Raw genomic sequence first — 20,059 nt, 5'->3', positions numbered from 1 at the left:
GACCGCTGCGGAGCGCTTGATGACACTCATAAAAACAACACACCCCAAACCCCATCAGGAAGCCCGGCTGGCCCGGGAAAAGCTTCACCTCGAAGGCGAAGTCCCTGATGGCGTACTGCGTGCGGAAATCGACGCTTCATGGCGGCGCAGCCTCAGCCATGGCGTGCATTTCAATGGCAAGCACGAGCTGACCCTGGAATCGAGCGCCAGCCTTGAAGCGCTGTTGGCCAGCAACCGTTTGCTGATCGACGCCGCGATGCCGGCCATCGATTACCTGGCCGAACGCCAGGGCAAAGAAGGCCTGATCATCCTCGCCAATTCCGACGCCACCATCCTCGCCGTCGAAGGCCGCGCCGACCGCCTCAAGGGCTCCGGCCTGCAGGACATCACCCTTGGGGCCTGCTGGAGCGAAGCCGCTCGCGGCACCAATGCCCTCGGCACCGCTTTGGTGGAAGCCCGGCCAACCCTGATCGATTGCGGCGAACACTACCTGGATCGCCTGAGCGATTTCTCCTGCACTTCGGTGCCGATTCACTGCCCCCAAGGCGATATCCTCGGCGTCCTCGACCTGACCCGCGAAGGCCCTCTCGGCCGCGTCCACGACAGCACCGCGCTGCTGGCCATGGCGGTCAGCCAGATCGAAAGCCGGGTGTTCAACGCCAGTTATCCGGATCAAATCGTCCTCGCGTTCCACAGCCGTCGGCAGTACCTCGAATCCCCGTGGCAGGGCCTGTTGGCGGTGAGCCTCGGCGGACAGATTCTCGCGGTCAGCGCCCAGGCCTGCCAATTGCTGCGGGCCGAGCGTTCGGCGCTGGTGGGGCATCGTTGCGAAGAGTTTCTCGGCGTCGATGGCCTGCAATTGCTGGCTCGTTTACAACAGGGCGGCATCGGCAGTCTGCAAACCGCCAAGGGCGAATTCTTCTACAAAACCCTGCGCGCGCCCCAGCGGTCGATCAACGTTGGCACCACAACCCGCCCGGTGGCCAAACCCGCCAAACCGCAACCGGATCTTGAATCCCTGGCCGGCAGCAATGTCCGTTACGCCCGCGCCTTGCGCATGGCCCGCCAAGGGTTGGCCAATGAGTTGCCGGTGCTACTGCTCGGCGAAACCGGCACCGGCAAGGAAGTCATCGCCCGCGCCCTGCACATGGCCGGCACCCGTTGCGATAAACCCTTCGTCGCAGTGAATTGCGCGGCGATTCCCGAAGGCCTGATCGAGTCGGAACTGTTCGGCTACCGCGAAGGCGCGTTCACCGGTTCCCGGCGTGGCGGTATGGTCGGGCGCCTGCAACAGGCCCACGGCGGCACTTTGTTCCTCGATGAAATCGGCGACATGCCACTGGCCTTGCAGGCCCGGTTGTTGCGGGTGTTGCAGGATCGCAAAGTCGCGCCGTTGGGCGCTGGCGAAGAGCAAGACATCGACGTCGCCCTGATCTGCGCCACCCACCGCGACCTCAAGCGCCTGGTGGAAGACAAACACTTTCGCGAAGACCTGTTCTACCGGGTCAACGGCATCAGCGTGATGCTCCCGGCCCTGCGCGAGCGCGAGGATTTCAGCGGTCTGGTCGGTCGCCTGCTGGCCAAACTCGATGCCCCGGCCGTGACCTTGCACGATGACTTGAGCAAGTTGCTCGGCGGCTATCACTGGCCGGGCAACATTCGCCAATTGGAGATGGTGTTGCGCACCGCGTTGGCCATGCGCGAGGCGGGCGACACCGTGCTCACCCTCGACCACTTGCCCGACAGCATGCTCGACGACCTCACCGCCACCGAACGCCCCCAGGCCGGCAGCATTCGTGAGAACGAACTGGAGCTGATTCGCCAGTCCCTGGACGCGCACCAGGGCAACGTCTCGGCCGCCGCCGACGCCCTCGGCATCAGCCGCGCGACCCTGTATCGCAAACTCAAGCAGTTGCGCCTGTGATGCAGCGCCTGATCGTGCGGCTGATCGACAGCCGCGACCCGCAAGCCCTGCAAGCGGCGCTGCGCTGGCTCTACAGTTTTGTGCGGCCCCATCGGCTGGCGATTGCCGGGTTGCTCGGGTTGTCAGTCTGCGCTTCGTTGCTGGTGCTGGTGCAACCTTGGCTGACCAAGTTGCTGATCGACGATGGCCTGCTGGGGCGCAACTTCCCGATGCTGGTGCTGATTGCCGGTTTGATGATCGTCGCCGGTTTGCTTGGCACTGCGCTGTCGGGGATCAACCGTTACCTGCACACGCGGCTCTCCGGGCGGATTCTGTTTGCCCTGCGTGATGACTTGTATCGGCACTTGCAGACCTTGTCACCGAGCTTCTATGGCCAGCGGCGCATCGGCGATTTGATGTCGCGCCTGGATGGCGATGTGGCGGAGATCCAGCGCTTTGCCGTGGACTCGCTGTTTTCGGCGGTATCGAGCGTCATCGGCCTGTTCTTTTCCGTGGCGATGCTGCTGACCTTGTCGTGGAAACTGTCGCTGCTGGCGCTGGTGCTGATTCCCCTCGACGTGCTGTGGCTGCGCTGGATGCGGCGCAAAGTCGAGCGCGATGTTCGGCAATTACGCGAGCGTTCGGCGGACATGTCTTCGTTTATGGTCGAGACCTTGCCGGTGATGAAATTCATCCAGTCTGCCGGCCAGCAACAGCGCGAAGCGCGACGGCTGGAGACGTTGGGCCAGGGCTATATGAGCCAGTTGCTGCGCCTGCAAGTCACCGAGTTTTTCACCCAGGCTGTGCCGGGCACTTTGACCTCATTGTCCCGTGCCTGTGCCTTCTTGATCGGCGGTTATTGGGTGGTGCAGGGCACGTGGCAGCTCGGTGCGCTGATCGCGTTTTCCACTTACCTCGGGATGGCGGTGGGGCCGGTGCAGAGCCTGCTCGGGCTCTACGTGGCGATCCAGCGCATGACCGTCAGCCTCGGGCGGGTCATGGAGTTGCGCGGCGAAGAACCGACCGTGCTCACCCCGGTCACGCCGCAGCCGATGCCGAGCTCTGGCGAGTTGCGTTTCGACAATGTGCATTTCAGTCATCCGGGGCGCCCGAGCACCTTGAGCGGGATCGATGCGCGCATCCCTTACGGCTTGAAAGTCGCCCTGAGCGGCGGCTCTGGCGTGGGTAAAACAACCCTGATCGACCTGCTGCAACGGCATCACGATCCACAGTCGGGCCAGGTGCTGCTCGGGGACGTAGACCTGCGGGATCTGGACCTGTTCCAGCTGCGGCGGCGCATTGCGGTGGTCAGTCAGGACATCGTGCTGTTTCGCGGCAGCCTCGCGGATAACCTGGCCTACGCGGTGCCGGACGCCAGTCGCGACGCCATCGCTGAAGTCGCACGGCTGGCGCAACTCGACAGCCTGATCGCATCCTTGCCCGAAGGCCTCGACAGTCCGTTGGGCGAGCGTGGCCAGCAGTTGTCCGGCGGGCAGAAACAACGGATCGCCATTGCCCGGGCGCTGTTGCAGGACCCGTTGATCCTGGTGCTCGACGAGGCCACTTCGGCGGTGGATGAAGCCACCGAGCGCGAAGTGATCGAAGCCATCGACCGCTTGTTTGCCGGACGCACGCGCATCCTCATCAGCCATCGCCCTTCGACGTTGGCTGACGCCGATCTGCGCTTTGAATTGCTCGACGGCGTGCTCACATCAAAAACGGTGCTGCATGAAGCCTGAACTGCGGATTGGCGTGGTGGACAGCGGTCACTCGGCGGCGCAGCGGGTGCAGGTGGTCGCGGGGCGCAGGTTTTCGTTGCTGGAGGATGGATTGGCGCAAGGGGATTTGCGCGACGATCCGCTCGGTCACGGCAGCGCGGTGATCGAGGCGATTGGGCGGCGAGCGCCGGCAGCGGTGTTCTGTGTGGCGCAGGTGTTCGACCAGCGTGGCGTGACCAGTGCCTTGCAGATTGCCTCGGCGATTGATTGGCTGGTGGCGCAGGACGTGCGGCTGATTAATCTGAGCCTCGGATTGCGTCAGGATCGCAGCCTGTTGCGCGAAGCGTGTGCGGCAGCCGTGGCGCGAGGCGTCTTGCTGTGTGCATCGAGTCCGGCCCAGGGCGAGGGCGTGTTTCCGGCGAAGTATCCGCAGGTGTTGCGGGTGACCGGCGATGCGCGATGCGCCGAGCACGAATGGTCGTGGCTCAACAGCGCCCAGGCGGATTTCGCCGCGTGTGTGCATGGGACGTATCCGGGGCAGTCCGGCGCGAGTCTGGGGTGTGCGGCGTTGAGCGGGCATATCGCCGGGTTTCTGGTGGTGTATCCCGATGCGAGCAATCAGCAGGTCATCGAATGGCTGCGCGATCACGCCCGTTATCGCGGCCCTGAACGGCGCTTCGGACCGTGATTTGTATTCTAGGCGCAGGCCCGGCGGGCGCGGCGGTGGCTTTGGGTTTGCGCCGGCTCGGTTACCCGGTGACGCTGGTCAGCGAATGGCGACGTTTTGCTGCGCTGGAAGGCGTTTCCGTACGGGTGCTGGAGGCGTTGCGTGGCGCGGGTCTGAACCACGCGTTGGCAGACGCGGCGCTGCCTTCACAACGGCAGGTGTCGTGGAACGGCCAGCAGCACGCGCAGAACATCGAATTTTTACTGGATCGCCCGAGTTTTGATCGCGGCCTGCGCGAGGATTTGCGTGGGGCTGGGGTCGAGTTGATCGAAGGCCGAGTGCTGACGGTGCAGACCTCAGCGGCGGGGCATCGGGTCGAGATCGAAGGGCGCGAAACATTGGTCGCGGATTTCCTGGTGGAAGCGCGCGGACGGTCGGCGCCTGCCCTCGGCAAAGGCCTGCGCGGCCCGGAGACGGTTAGCCTGCTCAATCGCTGGCAAGGCACGCCGGGCGACACCGCCAGCGCCGTGGAAAGCCTTGAGGACGGCTGGGCCTGGATGGCGCGACGGGCCGACGGGCAGTGTTACTGGCAATGGACGGTGGACGTGGCCAGCGCTTCGTTACCGGGTAAGGCGATGTTGCTCGAGTACTGTCGCCAGCGGCGCCACGAATCGGCAGTGGCTCGGGCGTTTTTCGGTGATCAGCCGCAGAACGATCTGCAATTGCACGCCCGTAGCAGCACGGCGATTTTGTCTCCGCAGGTCTGTGGTGATAACTGGATTCGCGTAGGCGACGCAGCGATGGCGGTGGATCCGTTGTCGGGCAACGGGATTTTCCAGTCCCTGTCCTCGGCGTTGCAGGCGCCGACGGTGATCAACACGTTGTTGCGTAAACCCGAGCGAGCGGCGTTGGCCCGGCACTTTCATCAGCAGCGGGTGGAGCAATTGTTTTTGCGCTTTGCGCGCATTGGCCGGGATTTTTATGCCGATGAGCAGCGCTGGCGGGAGCGGCCTTTCTGGCAGGCGCGGCGCTGTTGGCCGGATGCTGAAGTGGCCCACGCCGAGGCGGATTTTGCCTTGTTGCGAATTGAGCGGGCGCCCGTACTGCGCGATGGGTTTGTGGATGAGGCCGAGGTGGTGATCACGGCGGATCAGCCGTTGGGGATCTGGCATGTACAGGGGGTTGAGTTGGCGCCATTGGTGCGGCGGTTGTGGGCTGAACCGGCTGAGCAGGCGTTGGCCGGGTTGACGGTGGAGCAGGGCAGGGTTGTTCGTAGTTGGCTGTTGGCCCAAGGATTCAAACCCTGACACTGATCGTTCCCCCGCTCCGCGTGGGAATGCCGCCAGGGACGCTCCGCGTCTGAAGGTGACGCAGAGCGTCACGGGATGCGTTCCCACGCAGAGCGTGGGAACGATCAGTGTGTCAAAGCTTGATCAACACCGACTTCAACTCGGTGTAATGCTCAATCGCCGCATACCCCATCTCCCGCCCGACCCCGGACATTTTGTACCCGCCGAACGGCAGTGCCGGATCCAGCGCGCTGTGGCAATTGACCCACACCGACCCCGATTTGATCCGCGGAATCATCCGGTGCACCGCCGCCAGATCGTTGGACCAGATACTCGCGCCCAACCCATAAGGGCTGTCATTGGCCATGCGCAACGCATCGGCCTCGTCATCGAACGGAATCGCCACCAGCACCGGGCCGAAGATCTCCTCCTGCACCAACGAGTGCTTCTGATCGACATCGACAATCACTGTCGGCTTGACGAAAAACCCCGGCCCGAACTGCTCACCGCCGCAGGCGATGGTCGCGCCGCTTTCCCGGCCCTGTTCGATGTAGCCGTAGACCCGTTCCTGCTGACGTTTCGAGATCAACGGCCCCATGTCCACGGTCGGGTCCATACCGTTGCCGAGCTTCATGGCGTTGGCGATGTCGGCGATGTCCGCCACTACATTGTCGAAATGCTTGCGCTGCACATACAGTCGCGAACCGGCGCAGCAGACCTGGCCCTGGTTGAAGAAAATCGCGCTGGCGGCACCGGCGGCGGCAGTCTTCAGGTCGGCATCGGCCATGACGATGGTCGGCGATTTGCCTCCCAGCTCTAGGGTCACGCGGGTCATGGACTCCATGGCGATCTTGCCGATCTGCTTGCCCACGGCGGTGGAGCCGGTGAAGGTCAGCTTGTCCACCAACGGGTTGTGGGTCAGCGCGGAACCGGCGGTGATGCCGGTGCCGGTCACGACGTTGAACACGCCTTCGGGGTAGCCCGCTTCCAGCACCAGTTCGGCGAGTTTCAGTGCGCTCAGCGGGGTTTCATCCGCAGGCTTGAGCACCACGGTGCAACCGGTGGCCAGGGCCGGGCCGAGTTTCCAGCAGGCCAGCAGCAATGGGAAGTTCCAGGCCACGATGGCGCCGACCACGCCCACCGCTTCGCGGCGGATGAAGCTGTGGAATTGATCGTTGGGCATCAGTGGCAACGACACCTCGACGCTGGAACCTTCGATCTTGGTCGCCCAACCCGCCATGTAGCGCAGGAAGTCGATGGACAGTTGCACGTCCATCACCTGCGCCACCGCCGCGCTCTTGCCGTTGTTCAGGCATTCCAGTTGCGCCAGCAGCTCGGCGTCGCGCTCCATCAGGTCGGCGAGTTTCCACAACAGGTTCTGCCGCTCCCGGGGGCGGGTGCGGGTCCAGGTTGAATCATCGAAGGCCCGGCGCGCGGCGAGCACGGCGCGGTCCATATCTTCGGGCGTGGCTCGCGGCACCACGCACAGCACGTCGCCAGTGGCCGGGTTATGCAGGGGCATGGTCTGGCCGTCGGCGGCCTCGACCCAGTCACCGCCGATCAACATGCGCGGGGCGCGCTGGATGAACGCCGAGGTGGCGGGAAGCAGATAAGGGAGGGACATGGCGCGATCTCTTTTTATTCATGAGATCCAGGCTTTCGCAATGGCTGTGCCAAGTGTCGACAAGCGCGGGACGACCCTTGATTGGCCGGGTTTTGCAGGCTTTCACGAAGGAGGTAACGCTGGATTTTTTCGCAAATTGCGACAGCGCCTGAGACGACGAGCAGCCGTGTTGCGCCCTTGAGGCACTCACTTTTGAGGACTAGAATTTTCAGGCTCGACGGGCGAAACGAGGGAGCCTTTGCCCGGCCACATATCTGGCGTGAGGGAGGTAACGATGTTCCTTTCAACCCTGGAAATTCAAAACATCATTGAACGCAGCTTTTTGCCCTCGGTCTGCACCTGCAACATGGAGGCAGACCAGTCGCTGACGATTCGGGTCTGCGACTGCATGACCGGGAAAGTCGACATGGTGGCGACCCACGTCCCGCTCTGGACCCTGGACAGTCCCCATGCCATCGCCTCGCTGGTGGCTGACATGCGCCAGGAAATCGAGGTTCACAAAGGCGTTCACCCGACCTTCTACATCTGAACCGACGGCATGCCGCCCCCACGCGACGGGGCGGCATGACGCCGTAGGCTTATGACGCCATCTTGCGGTAAATATCCTCGAACGTGTGGCCATCCACCGCAGCCAGCAACTTTCGATCATCCTTGAGCGTGGCCAGGAAGGTCACTTCGGTTTCCTTCCCGGCCAGCATGAACCCGGCGATCGCGCCGATCGGGCCCAGCAGCATGGCCCCGGCCACGCCGAAGCCGATGGCGTCCTTGACGTCCTTGATCGAATCCTCGTTGGCCACTTCCAGATGCTTGAACGATGACAGTGGAAGGGTAATGCCGGGCCATGGATGAAGCGACGTTCGAAGGGTAAAAACGCCGTCCAGGTACTCTCCATCACCCTGCAGAAAGTCCCCCGCCAGGACAGTGATGCTTGCCATTGTGGTATCCCCTGCTTGGCAATCGGTGAACAGCCATTTCGCACCCGGGCCGATCAGCCGTCAATCGTCGGGCGATGAAGTGTTCGCGCCGGGGCAGCTACGCTTGTCTCAGGTTGCAACAGCTGTCGCGATATTAGACGCAGGCGATCCGGGTCGGGCCGGGCTTTCGGCAGGAATATTCAAGTAACTAATTGATTAATAAGGATATCGATAAGCTGGCACGCTCCGTGTATTGCTCATGGCAGACGTTTCTCTTGCCTCCGTCTGCGGTGCGCCGCCGGCGGTAGAAACCATAAAAACGATAAGCCACAACAATAAGAAAGCACCGTGCGAGGTTCGACGTTGATGAAGAGAAGACTCCGATCAGGCATAAGCGCCGGCCTGCTGGCCGTGGCCGCTTGTGTGGCGCTGCATTCGCCTGACAGCCTGGCAGCCCGCGATGCCCAGACCATCCTCAAGGAAACCTGTCAGGGCTGTCACACCCCTGAAGCCGATAACACCCTGAGCCGCATCAGCCACCAGCGCAAAACCCCCGAAGGCTGGCTGATGAGCATCGCCCGGATGCAGACCATGCACGGTTTGCAGATCAGCGATGACGACCGCCGCACCCTGGTCAAATACCTGGCCGACACCCAGGGCCTGGCGCCGAGCGAAACCGACGGCGTGCGCTATGCGCTGGAACGGCGACTCAACACCGTCGAAAAATTCGACGACCAGACCAGCCAGATGTGCGGCCGCTGCCACTCCGGTGCGCGGGTCGCCCTGCAACGGCGTCCCGCCCAGGAATGGGAACGCCTGGTCAACTTCCACCTCGGTCAATGGCCGTCCCTGGAGTACCAGGCGTTGGCCCGGGATCGCGACTGGTTCGACATTGCCCGCAAGGACATGGTGCCGCTGTTGGCCAAGCGATATCCACTGGACAACCCGGCCTGGAAAAAGTGGCTGAGCACCGCGCCGAAAAGCGATGCGCTGGTGGGCGACTGGAGCTTCAGCGGTCACTTGCCGGGCAAGGGTGAATTGGCCGGCGTGATGAGCGTCAGCGCCGATGCCGGCGACACCTTCAAGGTCAGCGTCAAAGGCCAATACGCCGATGGCAGCCCGTTCAACGGCGACGGCAGCGCGATTCTCTACAGCGGCTACGAATGGCGCGGCAACGTGACCGTCGATGGCGTGACCATGCGCCAGGTATTCGCCGCCCAGGGCAACGCGATGCAAGGCCGGATGTTCGAGGCCGAGCACGATGAGCGCGGTCTGGACTTCGTCGCAGCGAAGCAGGGCAGCAGTCGTTTGCTGGCGGTGCAGCCGGGCTATCTGAAGGCGGGCGCTGAAACTGAAGTGACGTTGATCGGCAGCGGGCTCAGCGGCAAACCGAACTTCGGCAAAGGCGTGGAAGTGGTATCTGTCATCGAGCAAAGTCCTGAGCGGATGCGCGTCAAACTCAAGGCTGCGGCCAATGCCCAACCGGGGCTGCGTAATGTCACCGTCGGCACGCTGAAAGGCCCGACCCTGTCGGTCTACAGCTCGATTGCCAGCGTCAAAGTCGTGCCGCAATTCTCCGTGGCGCGGATCGGCGAGGGGGGCGGTTCGACGCCGAAAGTCCAGGGCCGTTTCGATGCGGAAGCGTGGGGCAAAGGTGCTGACGGCAAGCCGTACCGCATCGGCGTGTTCCCGGCGCAATGGAAAGTCGAAGCGTTCGACGACCGCGCCAAGGAAGACGAAGACGTCAAGTTCGCCGGCACCATGCAGGCCGACAGCGGCGTGTTCACCCCAGGCGATGCCGGGCCGAACCCGCAGCGCAAGATGTCCACCAACAATGCCGGCAACCTCAAGGTGATCGCCGCCGTCGACGACGCAGGAAAATCCCTGACCGGCGAAGGCCACATGATCGTCACGGTGCAACGCTGGAACAATCCACCCATTCCATGAGTTGGCTGATCGTTAACGGTTTCAGACACTTTTTTGGAATGACCGCAGGCCCCGCCAACCGGGGTTTGCACAGGAGGTTGCAATGGGCGCTATTTTGAATCTGGTCGAACGGAACCTGCACGAAGTGCACGTCGATGCCGACCGCATGCTGTTTCACATTCCCAGCAGTTCGCTGTTCGCCAGCGATGAGCTGACCGGCGCCATCATCGATACCTTGCGCGGTCCCGGCTGCTCGTCGGACGACCTGATCCAGCGTTTGGCCGCGCGCTTCAACGGTGAGGAAATCACCGAGACCTTGCGCGAGCTGATGGCCCTGGAACTGGTCAGCGACGGCTCGCCCCTGACCCCGGACATCGGCACCAAACGGGTGGAACGCACGGCGATCAACACCGTGGTGCTCAACGTCAACACCGGTTGCAACTTGAGCTGCACCTACTGCTACAAGGAAGACCTCGACAAGCCGTCGGCGGGCAAGAAAATGGACGTCGAAACCGCGGTCGCCTCGGTGGAAATGCTGCTGCGTGAGTCCCCGGATGAAGAACGGTTCACCGTGGTGTTTTTTGGCGGCGAACCGCTGAGCAATCGCAAGCTGATCGAGTACATGGTCGATTACTGTGAGAAGCGGTTTTCGGAAGCCGGCAAGTTCGTCGAATTCGTCATGACCACCAACGCCACGCTGCTCACCGAAGACACCGTGGACTACCTCAACGCCCACCGCTTCGGGCTGTCGGTGAGTATCGACGGGCCGAAAACCGTGCACGATCGCAACCGTATCACCGTAGGCGGGCAGGGCACGTACGACGTGGTGCGGCGCAAAGCCGAGATGCTGCTGTCGCGCTACAACAGCCGCCCGGTGGGCGCGCGGGTGACCCTGACCACTGGGGTTACTGACGTCGAAACCATCTGGGATCACCTGTTCAACGAACTGGGGTTTGCCGAAGTCGGGTTTGCCCCGGTGACTTCGGGCGATATCAGCACGTTCAACCTGTCCAGCGATGAGCTGATCGAAGTCTTCGCCAACATGAAGAAGCTCGGTCGGCGGTATCTGGAAGCGGCGCTGGAGCACCGCAACATCGGTTTCTCCAACCTGCACCAGTTGATCACCGACATCCACGAAGGCCACAAAAAAGCCCTGCCGTGCGGCGCCGGTTTGAAGATGCTGGCGGTGGATCACAAGGGCGAGCTGAACCTGTGCCATCGCTTCACTGGTTCGTCATTGCCGACCTTCGGCAATGTCCACAGCGGCGTGAAACAGGTGGAATTGAACGACTTCCTGTCCCAACGCCTGGACCGCACCAACACCGGCTGCGAGGACTGTCAGATCCGCAACCTGTGCTCCGGCGGCTGCTACCACGAAAGCTATGCCCGTTACGGTGACCCGACCCACCCGACCTATCACTACTGCGAACTGATGCGTGACTGGGTCGACTTCGGCATCGAGGTCTACACCCGGATCATGGCCCACAACCCTGCGTTTATCAGCAGCTACATCACTCCGCGCAAGGCTCACTGATATGAAACATCTCAAGGCAATCAATAACAAAGCGCTGAAGCTCGACCAGGCCGCCGCCGAAAACCGCATTGAAGAAGTGGTGGCGATGAGTTCCGTTGCCGGTTGCGCCTCGACCACCGACCCGGGTTGGGAAATCGATGCGTTTGGCGGGGTGTCGTCGCTGTGCCAGCCGATGGAAGCCGACTTGTATGGCTGCTCCGACCCGTGCTGGTGGCCGGCCCAGGTGCCCGACATGATGAGCACCTACCCGGACTGGAACAAGGACGCCCAGGCGTCCAACGAAAACTGGCGCAACCTCGGGACTGTCTTTCCAAAAGACAAGTGATCGGTCAGATAAAAGGATTCCAGCATGCCTAGCATCAAAGCCTGCGGCCTGGCCGCGTTCGCCGTCCTGAGCGTTTGTTCGCTCAACGTTCTGGCCGATGAAAACACTGCACTGCAAGACGGTCACGAGTACATGTTGACCACCAATTACCCGAACAACCTGCACGTGATCGACCTCGCCACCGACACCCTGTTTAAGACCTGCAAGCTGCCGGACGCCTTCGGCCCGGGCACCGTGCAGCTGGCGCCGGATCGCAAGACCGCCTACGTGTTGAACAACCACTACGCGGACATCTACGGCGTCGAACTCGACAGCTGCAAACAGGTGTTCCACGCCAGCATCACTCAGAAACCGGGTGAGAAAGCCAAGTCGATGTTCGCCTTCACCCTCAGCCACGATGGCAAGGAACTGTTTGCCATCGCCAACCCGACGTTGATGCTTAACGACCGCTACGAAGTGCAACAGCCTCGGCTCGACGTGTACGCCACCGACGCCGGCATGGACGCCAAACCTGTGCGCAGCTTCCCGGCGCCACGGCAGTTGACCATCATGCAAAGTGGCGACGATGGCACGCTGTATGTGGCGGGGGCGGATGTCTACAAGGTCGATGTAAAAACCGGCAAGTTCGACGTGCTGATCCCGAGCCGGCACTGGAAACGCGAGAACTACAGTGCGCCGGACGTGCTCTACGTGTGGAACCAGCAGACGTATCGCCATGACTTCTCGCTGCTCTACACCGCGGCGAAATTCAAGGACAAGAAGCAGGATCCTTTAACCGCCGAGTACCTCTACGGGCTGTTCAGCATCGACCTGAAAACGGGCAAGACCGAAACCACCGACTTCGGCCCGCTAACGGAAATCTACTTCAGCGGCATGCGCTCGCCCAAGGACCCGAACCTGATGTTCGGCGTACTCAATCGCCTGGCCAAGTACGACATCAAGCAGAAGAAAATGCTCCAGGCGGCGACGCTGGATCATTCCTACTACTGCATTTCCTTCAACAAGGACGGCAGCAAGATCTACCTGGCCGGGACGTTCAATGATGTGGCGATTTTTGATGCCGACAGCTTGAAGCAGGTGGGGAGTATCAAGTTGCCGGGTGGGGATATGGCGATTACTACGGCGCAGATATTTGTTCGGTAATTGCGGCGGTTGGACGGACGCCTTCGCGGGCAAGCCTCGCTCCTACAGATGATCACATTCCCCTGTAGGAGCAAGGCTTGCCCGCGAAGAGGCCCTCACAGACACACAATCATCAAGCCCCAGGCACCGGGCAACTCAAATCCCCTTCCTCACACTTCAAATAATTCTTGAACGCCTCGACCCGCGACTTCGTCAGACTGGTCGTGCAGTTGCTGTAAATCAATGGATAAACACTGCCGCCATCCACCCCGGAAGCGGAGAACTTGCACTCGGCATCCCTGAACGCCACCCAATTGCGCTGGGCGCTGACCAGCAGCTTCTTGGCATCGGGACTGTCCTTCAACCTTTTGGTGATCTGCTGATACAGCGTATTCAGCTCTTTATCAGCAGCCTTGAACTGCTGGCCGGCGCACTGATTCATATCGCCCTGGGTGGTGGCGTTGTCACAGTCCACGGCGTGAGCGGCGGTGATGAACAGCAGCGGCGTCAGGGCCAGGAGAAAGCGTGGGTGCATGGGGGATTCTCGTGGTGTAGTGGGGAAGTGAAGGGCAGTGTAGCGAATCTGCGACTCACCATTCATGTCTGCCATTCAGGGAATTTTTCAACGCCTTCATCGTCAAGCCAAGGCACATCATGAGATGTCCAGATATGCGCCTGCGGCAACATTCCCGGATCATCATCCAGCGTCGCCACCCGCACGATCACATGCGGCTGAGCCAGCCGTTGCGCCATCAAATGCGAACCACACACCGAGCAAAAATGGCGAAGTTTGCCCGGCGACGATTCAAAGGTACTCAACCGATCCTGCCCCCTGGTCCAACGGAAATGCTCTCGCAAGACTCCGGCGGTCGAGGCGAACGCCGCGGCGTGGGCCTTGCGGCAAGTCTGGCAGTGGCAATGAACGATCGGCATGTCGAGGCCGTCGAGCTGATATTCGATGGTTTTGCACAGGCAGCTGCCGCGCAGGGGGGGGAGTGGCATGGATCGTCCTTGGCCTGAAATTCACACGTTGCGCACTTTAACATGCACCTTCGCGCACTTTTCGAGGCGTAACCAAGATCCCGAGAGCGACGATCGCACTCGCTTGATACAACTTTAGGGTTGGTCTTGTGGTCTTACAGGCCTACTGTTCAGTACAGGAGGTGACTTATGAACCCAGCATCAGATCGCATCGAAAGGAAGATTGTGCTCAAGGCGCCGCGTTCGCATGTATGGCGTGTGTTGGCCAATGCCGAGGCGTTCGGCCAGTGGTTTGGCGTGGCGCTGGAGGGCAAGCGCTTTGTCGCCGGTGAATGGACCCAGGGGCAGACTACCTACCCCGGTTATGAGCACTTGCTGTGGAATGTCCTGGTGGAGCGGGTCGAGCCGGAGCGGGTGTTTTCGTTTCGCTGGCACCCGTATGCCGTGGAGCCGCACATCGACTATTCCCAGGAGCCCACCACCCTGGTGCTGTTCGAACTTGAAGACATGGATGACGGCACCTTGCTGAAGGTGACCGAATCCGGTTTCGATCACATTCCCCAAGAGCGCAGGCTCAAGGCCTTCCGCATGGACAGCCGCGGTTGGGATGAGCAGATGAACAATATCGAAGAGTTTCTGAAAACCAGCGCCAAGGCCCGCGAACATCATCGCGAGCATCATGGAGAGTGAATGTTTGAACCCTGGTTGAAGCGCTGGTTACTGGAGCCGGACGGTCAGCCGATCATCACGCCCGGCAGTCGCTTGTTGCCGGTACGCAGGGCCGAAGTGCCGGCGATGTTGAAGGTGGCGGTGGACGTCGAGGAAAAATTCGGCAATCTGCTGATGACCTGGTGGGACGGCGAGGGCGCGGCCCAGGTGTTCGCCCAACACGGCGACGGGTTGCTGATGGAGCGTGCCATGGGCGAGCGTTCGCTGATGCACATGGCGCTCAACGGGCAGGACGACGAAGCCAGCCGGATCATGTGTGCGGCGGTGGCGCGCTTGCATGCGCCGCGTCCATCGCCTTTGCCGCCGCTGGTGCCGCTGGTGCAATGGTTTGAATCGTTACGCCTGGCCGCCGAACGACACGGTGGCCGCTATTCCCTTTGCCTGACCACGGCCGAAGCCTTGCTCGCCGAGCCGCAAGACGTGGTGGTGCTGCACGGCGATATCCATCACGACAATATTCTCGATTTTGGCCCCCGCGGCTGGCTGGCCATCGATCCGAAACGGGTGACCGGCGAGCGCGGCTACGACTACGCCAACCTGATCTGCAACCCCGAACTGCCTACGGCGACAGATCCTCTACGCTTTGAACGGCAAGTCGGGGTTGTTTGCGCAGCGGCGGGACTTGAACGTCGGCGCTTGCTGCAATGGGTGTTCGCCTTTGCCGGATTGTCGGCGGCGTGGTTTTTGGAAGACGGCGACACCCTGGCGGCCGAAGGTCAGCTGCAGGTCGCTGAACTCGCGGCTTGCAGGCTGAAGGCCTGATGCGTCTAAGGGTTTTCGGAAGGGGCGCTATGGCGAATGTCTTACACGCTGTAGTAGCTATGTCGTCTATTGCACATTGGATCCGAAGCGTAATCTAGCCTCATCAACTGAAGCACAGGGAGTGCTCAGGATCACGGATGATCGACCATAAGCAAGGACACGCTGCCGACAGGGAGTCGTAATGGTCTTGGGAAAAACCCGCTTCGGCGGGTTTTTTTTGGCCTGTCGAAAAGCATCCGTAACACCACGTTTTTTGTAGGAGCGAGGCTTGCCCGCGAAAGCGGTCTTTCAGTGATATCGATGCTGGATATGCCGCCGCCTTCGCGGGCAAGCCTCGCTCCTACAGGGTGGACGAGCATGGATTTTGGCCACCAATGGTCAATCACCACACTTTTGCTTGTGTAGGAGCAAGGCTTGCCCGCGAAGACGGCGGCACATCCAGCATCGTAATCACTGACAGTCCGCCTTCGCGGGCAAGCCTCGCTCCTACAGCACAGGAAGTGCTCAGGATCACGGATGATCGACCATTAGCCAGGATGGCTGCCGACAGGAAGTCGCAATGGTCTTGAGAAACCCGCTTCGGCGGGTTTTTTTTGTCTGCCGAAAAGCATCGGCAACACCACGCTTTTGCTTGTGTAGGAGCAAGGCTTGCCCGCGAAGACGGCGGCACATCCAGCATCGTAATCACTGACAGTCCGCCTTCGCGGGCAAGCCTCGCTCCTACAGCACAGGAAGTGCTCAGGATCACGGATGATCGACCATTAGCCAGGATGGCTGCCGACAGGATGTCGCAATGGTCTTGAGAAACCCGCTTCGGCGGGTTTTTTTTGTCTGCCGAAAAGCATCGGCAACACCACGCTTTTGCTTGTGTAGGAGCAAGGCTTGCCCGCGAAGACGGCGGCACATCCAGCATCGTAATCACTGACAGTCCGCCTTCGCGGGCAAGCCTCGCTCCTACAGCACAGGAAGTGCTCAGGATCACGGATGATCGACCATTAGCCAGGATGGCTGCCGACAGGATGTCGCAATGGTCTTGAGAAACCCGCTTCGGCGGGTTTTTTTTGTCTGCCGAAAAGCATCGGCAACACCACGCTTTTGCTTGTGTAGGAGCAAGGCTTGCCCGCGAAGACGGCGGCACATCCAGCATCGTAATCACTGACAGTCCGCCTTCGCGGGCAAGCCTCGCTCCTACAGCACAGGAAGTGCTCAGGATCACGGATGATCGACCATTAGCCAGGATGGCTGCCGACAGGAAGTCGCAATGGTCTTGAGAAACCCGCTTCGGCGGGTTTTTTTTGTCTGCCGAAAAGCATCGGCAACACCACACTTTTGCTTGTGTAGGAGCAAGGCTTGCCCGCGAAGACGGCGGCACATCCAGCATCGTAATCACTGACAGTCCGCCTTCGCGGGCAAGCCTCGCTCCTACAGCACAGGAAGTGCTCAGGATCACGGATGATCGACCATTAGCCAGGATGGCTGCCGACAGGAAGTCGCAATGGTCTTGAGAAACCCGCTTCGGCGGGTTTTTTTTGTCTGCCGAAAAGCATCGGCAACACCACGCTTTTGCTTGTGTAGGAGCAAGGCTTGCCCGCGAAGAAGCTGACGCGGTGGTCCAGATAGAACCGCGTCATCGTTCATCGCGGGCAAGCCTTGCTCCTACAGATCACGGATGATCGACCATTAGCCAGGATGGCTGCCGACAGGATGTCGCAATGGTCTTGAGAAACCCGCTTCGGCGGGTTTTTTTTGTCTGCCGAAAAGCATCGGCAACACCACGCTTTTGCTTGTGTAGGAGCAAGGCTTGCCCGCGAAGAAGCTGACGCGGTGGTCCAGATAGAACCGCGTCATCGTTCATCGCGGGCAAGCCTTGCTCCTACGGATTACGTTGCGTTCAGGATCAAAGGCCGAGCCTGGCCGCCGCCCGCTCGGTGATCATCTTGCGTTGCACGAATGAGGGGGCCGCTCGCCGTTGCGCCTCTTCGACAATGCCCTGCGGCGCGGTTTCCGGGCTGCCGGACTGGAACGGTGGCGCCGGCGCGTATTCCAGTTGCAGCTGAATCACTTGCGCGGTGTCCTTGTCGAACAACTCGGCGGCCAGGGTCAGGGCGAAGTCGATGCCCGCGGTGATCCCGCCACCGGTCAGCAGGTTGCCGTCGCGCACCACCCGATCCTTCACCGGGATCGCGCCCAAAGTGGCGAGCAGATCGTGGTAAGCCCAATGCGTGGTGGCGCGCTTGCCCTTGAGCAGACCCGCCGCACCGAGCACCAGTGAGCCGGTGCACACCGATGTCACATAACGGGCGTTGGCCGCCTGCGCCTTGATGAACGCCAGGGTGACTTCATCTTCCATCAACGGTCCGACGCCGCTGCCGCCGGGAATGCAGATCACGTCCAGCGCCGGGCAATCGTCGAACGTGGTGGTCGGCTTCAGCACCAGGCCAGTGCTGGCGGTGACGGGCACCAGATCCTTCCAGATCAAATGCACTTTCACGTCCGGCAGCGAGGCCAGCACGTCGTAGGGGCCGGTCAGGTCCAGCTGTTGAACCTGTGGAAACAACAGAAAACCGATCTGCAACGTCATGGTGTTTTTCTCCGGGTTGGGGGGTGGACGGCTTCACTGTAGGCTCGTAGGCTTTGGCGTATCCGCCAATAACCCCACGAATTACGCCAATCATGCCCAAAGTCATTCATGTGCTCGCGTTCACCAACGTACAACTGCTGGACGTCACCGGGCCGTTGCAGGTGTTCGCCTCGGCCAATGATATTGCCCGTCAACGGGGCATGCCGGCGCCCTATGCGCCGTCGGTGATTGCCAGTGGTGGCGGGGCGGTGATGTCGTCGGCGGGGTTGGCGCTGCTGGCTGAACCGCTGCCCTCGGGCGGCAGCGACACGTTGATCATCGCTGGCGGTTGGGGCGTTTACGCGGCTGCGGAGGATCAGTCTCTGGTGACGTGGGTGCGTGAACACGCGATGGGTTGTCGGCGGATCTCTTCGGTGTGCACCGGGGCGTTTTTGCTGGCGGCCAGTGGTTGGCTCGATGGCCGGCGTGTGGTGACCCACTGGACCCGTTGCGAAGAGCTGGCGCAAAAGCACCCGCGCCTGCAAGTCGAACCCAACCCGATCTTCATCAACGACGGTCCGGTCTGGACCTCGGCCGGGGTCACCGCCGGCATCGACCTGGCGCTGGCCATGGTCGAAGCAGACCTCGGCCGCGCCATGGCCCTGGACGTCGCCCGGCAACTGGTGGTGTTCCTCAAGCGCCCGGGCGGCCAGTCGCAGTTCAGCGTGACCCTGTCCCTGCAACAGGAAGGCAACCGCTTCGACGAACTTCACGCCTGGATCAGCGAAAATCTCACCAAGGACCTCGGCGTCCCGACCCTGGCCCAGCAGGCCTGCATGAGCGAGCGCAGCTTTATCCGCCACTACCGCGCCGACACTGGCCAGACCCCCGCCCGGGCCATCGAATTGATTCGCGTTGAAACCGCGCGCCGGCTGCTCAGCGACACCGGCGTGCCGATCAAGCGGGTCGCGGTGCAATGCGGCTTCGGCAGCGAAGAAACCCTGCGCCGCAGTTTCCTGCGGGCCATGGGCGTGACGCCGCAGGCCTATCGCGAGCGCTTCAGCGTCAGCCTTTCAGTAGATCCAGTAATGCCTTGATCGTCGCTTCGGGGGCTTCTTCGGGAATGTTATGCCCGACGCCCGCCAACACGCGGCGCTCGTAATGGCCGGTGAAGTGCTCGACGTCTTCGTCGACCTCCGTCGCAGGTCCCACGCCATCATCGGCGCCGCACAGGGAAATCGTTGGCACGTTGATGGGCGGTTGCCTGGCCAGCGCTTCCTCCATCCACTCCAGCGCCGGATCGCCCGCAACGTACATGAAGCGATGCCGATACGAGTGAATCACCACCTCGACGAAATCCGGGTTATCGAAGGCCGGCGCACTCAAGGGGTATCGCTCGGCATTCCTGGCCCAGGTCGGTGACCACAGACGCCACAGCAGTTCGCAAAAGGCCCGGCGATTTTGGGTCAAGCCATCAACACCGCGCGGGGTATGGAAGTAGAACTGATACCAGAGGCGATGTTCGGTCTCCGGGGTCTGTGGCTGGGTTGAGCCGGGAATGTCCTGCACGTTGTAGCCATCACCCGTGACCAGGCAGCGAACCCGCTCCGGCCACAACGCCGCCACGATACACGCCGCGCGGCCGCCCCAGTCATAGCCGCAGAGCGCGGCTTGCGCGATGGCGAGGGCGTCCATCAGGTCCAGCAGATCTTGGGCGAGGGCCGCTTGTTGGCCGGAGCGCAGGGTGTCAGGGTTGTTGAAACGGGTCGGGCCGTAGCCGCGCAGGTACGGGACGATGACGCGATAGCCTTGGGCTGCCAGGGCTGGAGCGATTTCGTCGAAGGCGCGGGGGGAGTAAGGGAAGCCGTGGAGCAGGATGATTGGCTCGCCAGTGGTGGGGCCGTGGTGTTCGTAGGCGATAGTCAGGCTGGGCGTTTCAATGTGCTGAATGACGGGCGACGGGTTCATGATCGAACTCCTGAGCATTGGCATTCGGGAACACTAC

At 61.6% G+C, this 20,059-nt stretch carries 19 protein-coding genes; 12 read left to right on the top strand and 7 right to left on the bottom strand.

Annotation, left to right across the window (positions count from 1 at the left end):
• The first annotated feature begins 19 nt into the window (after window positions 1-19).
• The 4 genes from ACY4LX_RS23820 to qhpG are packed head-to-tail and all read left to right on the top strand — an operon-like array spanning window position 20 to window position 5,595.
• On the top strand, window positions 20-1,924 hold the full coding sequence (locus ACY4LX_RS23820) for a sigma-54-dependent Fis family transcriptional regulator (RefSeq protein ID WP_463258028.1): 1,905 nt from the start codon (window positions 20-22) through the stop codon (window positions 1,922-1,924).
• On the top strand, window positions 1,924-3,642 hold the full coding sequence (locus ACY4LX_RS23815) for an ABC transporter ATP-binding protein (RefSeq protein WP_149661267.1): 1,719 nt from the start codon (window positions 1,924-1,926) through the stop codon (window positions 3,640-3,642). Before ACY4LX_RS23820 ends, ACY4LX_RS23815 begins: the two co-directional genes overlap by 1 nt.
• Window positions 3,632-4,309 (top strand): subtilisin-like serine protease QhpE, encoded by a 678-nt coding sequence (qhpE, locus tag ACY4LX_RS23810; protein WP_463258027.1) that lies wholly within the window; start codon window positions 3,632-3,634, stop codon window positions 4,307-4,309. Before ACY4LX_RS23815 ends, qhpE begins: the two co-directional genes overlap by 11 nt.
• The gene (gene qhpG, locus ACY4LX_RS23805; RefSeq protein ID WP_463258026.1) at window positions 4,306-5,595 is read left to right on the top strand and encodes a flavin-dependent monooxygenase QhpG; all 1,290 of its coding nucleotides are present in this window, start codon (window positions 4,306-4,308) and stop codon (window positions 5,593-5,595) included. The genes qhpE and qhpG overlap by 4 nt, the downstream gene beginning before the upstream one ends.
• Before the next feature lie 115 nt (window positions 5,596-5,710).
• On the opposite strand, the gene ACY4LX_RS23800 is transcribed toward qhpG, so the two are convergent.
• Complete coding sequence (locus ACY4LX_RS23800; RefSeq protein ID WP_463258025.1) at window positions 5,711-7,201, bottom strand: aldehyde dehydrogenase family protein; 1,491 nt, start codon at window positions 7,199-7,201, stop codon at window positions 5,711-5,713.
• Window positions 7,202-7,475: 274 nt separating this feature from the next.
• Between ACY4LX_RS23800 and ACY4LX_RS23795 the strand changes: the two genes are divergently transcribed.
• Window positions 7,476-7,730: a DUF1652 domain-containing protein gene (locus tag ACY4LX_RS23795; protein WP_054053445.1), complete on the top strand. Its 255-nt coding sequence runs from the start codon at window positions 7,476-7,478 to the stop codon at window positions 7,728-7,730.
• Window positions 7,731-7,779: 49 nt separating this feature from the next.
• On the opposite strand, the gene ACY4LX_RS23790 is transcribed toward ACY4LX_RS23795, so the two are convergent.
• The gene (locus ACY4LX_RS23790; RefSeq protein WP_149661271.1) at window positions 7,780-8,136 is read right to left on the bottom strand and encodes a hypothetical protein; all 357 of its coding nucleotides are present in this window, start codon (window positions 8,134-8,136) and stop codon (window positions 7,780-7,782) included.
• 345 nt (window positions 8,137-8,481) lie between these two features.
• Here ACY4LX_RS23790 and peaA point away from each other — a divergent pair, with 345 nt between their 5' ends.
• From peaA to peaD, 4 genes are all read left to right on the top strand, one after another.
• Window positions 8,482-10,062: a quinohemoprotein amine dehydrogenase subunit alpha gene (peaA, locus tag ACY4LX_RS23785; RefSeq protein ID WP_463258024.1), complete on the top strand. Its 1,581-nt coding sequence runs from the start codon at window positions 8,482-8,484 to the stop codon at window positions 10,060-10,062.
• A gap of 82 nt (window positions 10,063-10,144) precedes the next feature.
• Window positions 10,145-11,575 (top strand): quinohemoprotein amine dehydrogenase maturation protein, encoded by a 1,431-nt coding sequence (peaB, locus tag ACY4LX_RS23780; protein WP_463258023.1) that lies wholly within the window; start codon window positions 10,145-10,147, stop codon window positions 11,573-11,575.
• A 1-nt stretch (window position 11,576) separates the two neighbouring features.
• Complete coding sequence (gene qhpC, locus ACY4LX_RS23775) at window positions 11,577-11,900, top strand: quinohemoprotein amine dehydrogenase subunit gamma (protein ID WP_105339546.1); 324 nt, start codon at window positions 11,577-11,579, stop codon at window positions 11,898-11,900.
• Between the two features lie 24 nt (window positions 11,901-11,924).
• Entirely contained in the window at window positions 11,925-13,043 is a 1,119-nt protein-coding gene (gene peaD, locus ACY4LX_RS23770) for a quinohemoprotein amine dehydrogenase subunit beta (RefSeq protein ID WP_149661274.1), read from the top strand.
• A 112-nt stretch (window positions 13,044-13,155) separates the two neighbouring features.
• On the opposite strand, the gene ACY4LX_RS23765 is transcribed toward peaD, so the two are convergent.
• Both ACY4LX_RS23765 and ACY4LX_RS23760 read right to left on the bottom strand, forming a co-directional pair.
• The gene (locus ACY4LX_RS23765; protein WP_463258022.1) at window positions 13,156-13,557 is read right to left on the bottom strand and encodes a lysozyme inhibitor LprI family protein; all 402 of its coding nucleotides are present in this window, start codon (window positions 13,555-13,557) and stop codon (window positions 13,156-13,158) included.
• A gap of 62 nt (window positions 13,558-13,619) precedes the next feature.
• The gene (locus ACY4LX_RS23760) at window positions 13,620-14,024 is read right to left on the bottom strand and encodes a GFA family protein (RefSeq protein ID WP_463258021.1); all 405 of its coding nucleotides are present in this window, start codon (window positions 14,022-14,024) and stop codon (window positions 13,620-13,622) included.
• A 168-nt stretch (window positions 14,025-14,192) separates the two neighbouring features.
• Between ACY4LX_RS23760 and ACY4LX_RS23755 the strand changes: the two genes are divergently transcribed.
• Window positions 14,193-14,693, top strand: a complete 501-nt coding sequence (locus tag ACY4LX_RS23755; RefSeq protein WP_463258020.1) for an SRPBCC family protein — start codon at window positions 14,193-14,195, stop codon at window positions 14,691-14,693.
• Complete coding sequence (locus ACY4LX_RS23750; protein ID WP_463258019.1) at window positions 14,694-15,494, top strand: aminoglycoside phosphotransferase family protein; 801 nt, start codon at window positions 14,694-14,696, stop codon at window positions 15,492-15,494. It abuts the gene before it with no gap.
• A 382-nt stretch (window positions 15,495-15,876) separates the two neighbouring features.
• Here ACY4LX_RS23750 and ACY4LX_RS23745 read toward each other — a convergent pair whose 3' ends face one another.
• Together ACY4LX_RS23745 and inhA are read right to left on the bottom strand one after the other, a co-directional pair.
• On the bottom strand, window positions 15,877-16,884 hold the full coding sequence (locus tag ACY4LX_RS23745; RefSeq protein ID WP_463258018.1) for a hypothetical protein: 1,008 nt from the start codon (window positions 16,882-16,884) through the stop codon (window positions 15,877-15,879).
• 507 nt (window positions 16,885-17,391) lie between these two features.
• A complete protein-coding gene (inhA, locus tag ACY4LX_RS23740) occupies window positions 17,392-18,075 on the bottom strand; it encodes an isonitrile hydratase (RefSeq protein WP_463258017.1) in 684 nt (227 codons plus the stop codon).
• Between the two features lie 92 nt (window positions 18,076-18,167).
• Here inhA and ACY4LX_RS23735 point away from each other — a divergent pair, with 92 nt between their 5' ends.
• Window positions 18,168-19,151, top strand: coding sequence for a GlxA family transcriptional regulator (locus tag ACY4LX_RS23735; protein ID WP_463258016.1), 984 nt, complete (start codon window positions 18,168-18,170; stop codon window positions 19,149-19,151).
• Here the strand turns inward: ACY4LX_RS23735 and ACY4LX_RS23730 are convergent.
• Window positions 19,120-20,022 (bottom strand): alpha/beta fold hydrolase, encoded by a 903-nt coding sequence (locus ACY4LX_RS23730; protein ID WP_463258015.1) that lies wholly within the window; start codon window positions 20,020-20,022, stop codon window positions 19,120-19,122. The genes ACY4LX_RS23735 and ACY4LX_RS23730 overlap by 32 nt on opposite strands.
• Between the last annotated feature and the right edge of the window lie 37 nt (window positions 20,023-20,059).

The sequence above is a fragment of the Pseudomonas sp. Emmai genome (assembly GCF_055179735.1).
This window is presented reverse-complemented; position numbering and strand designations above follow the sequence as displayed.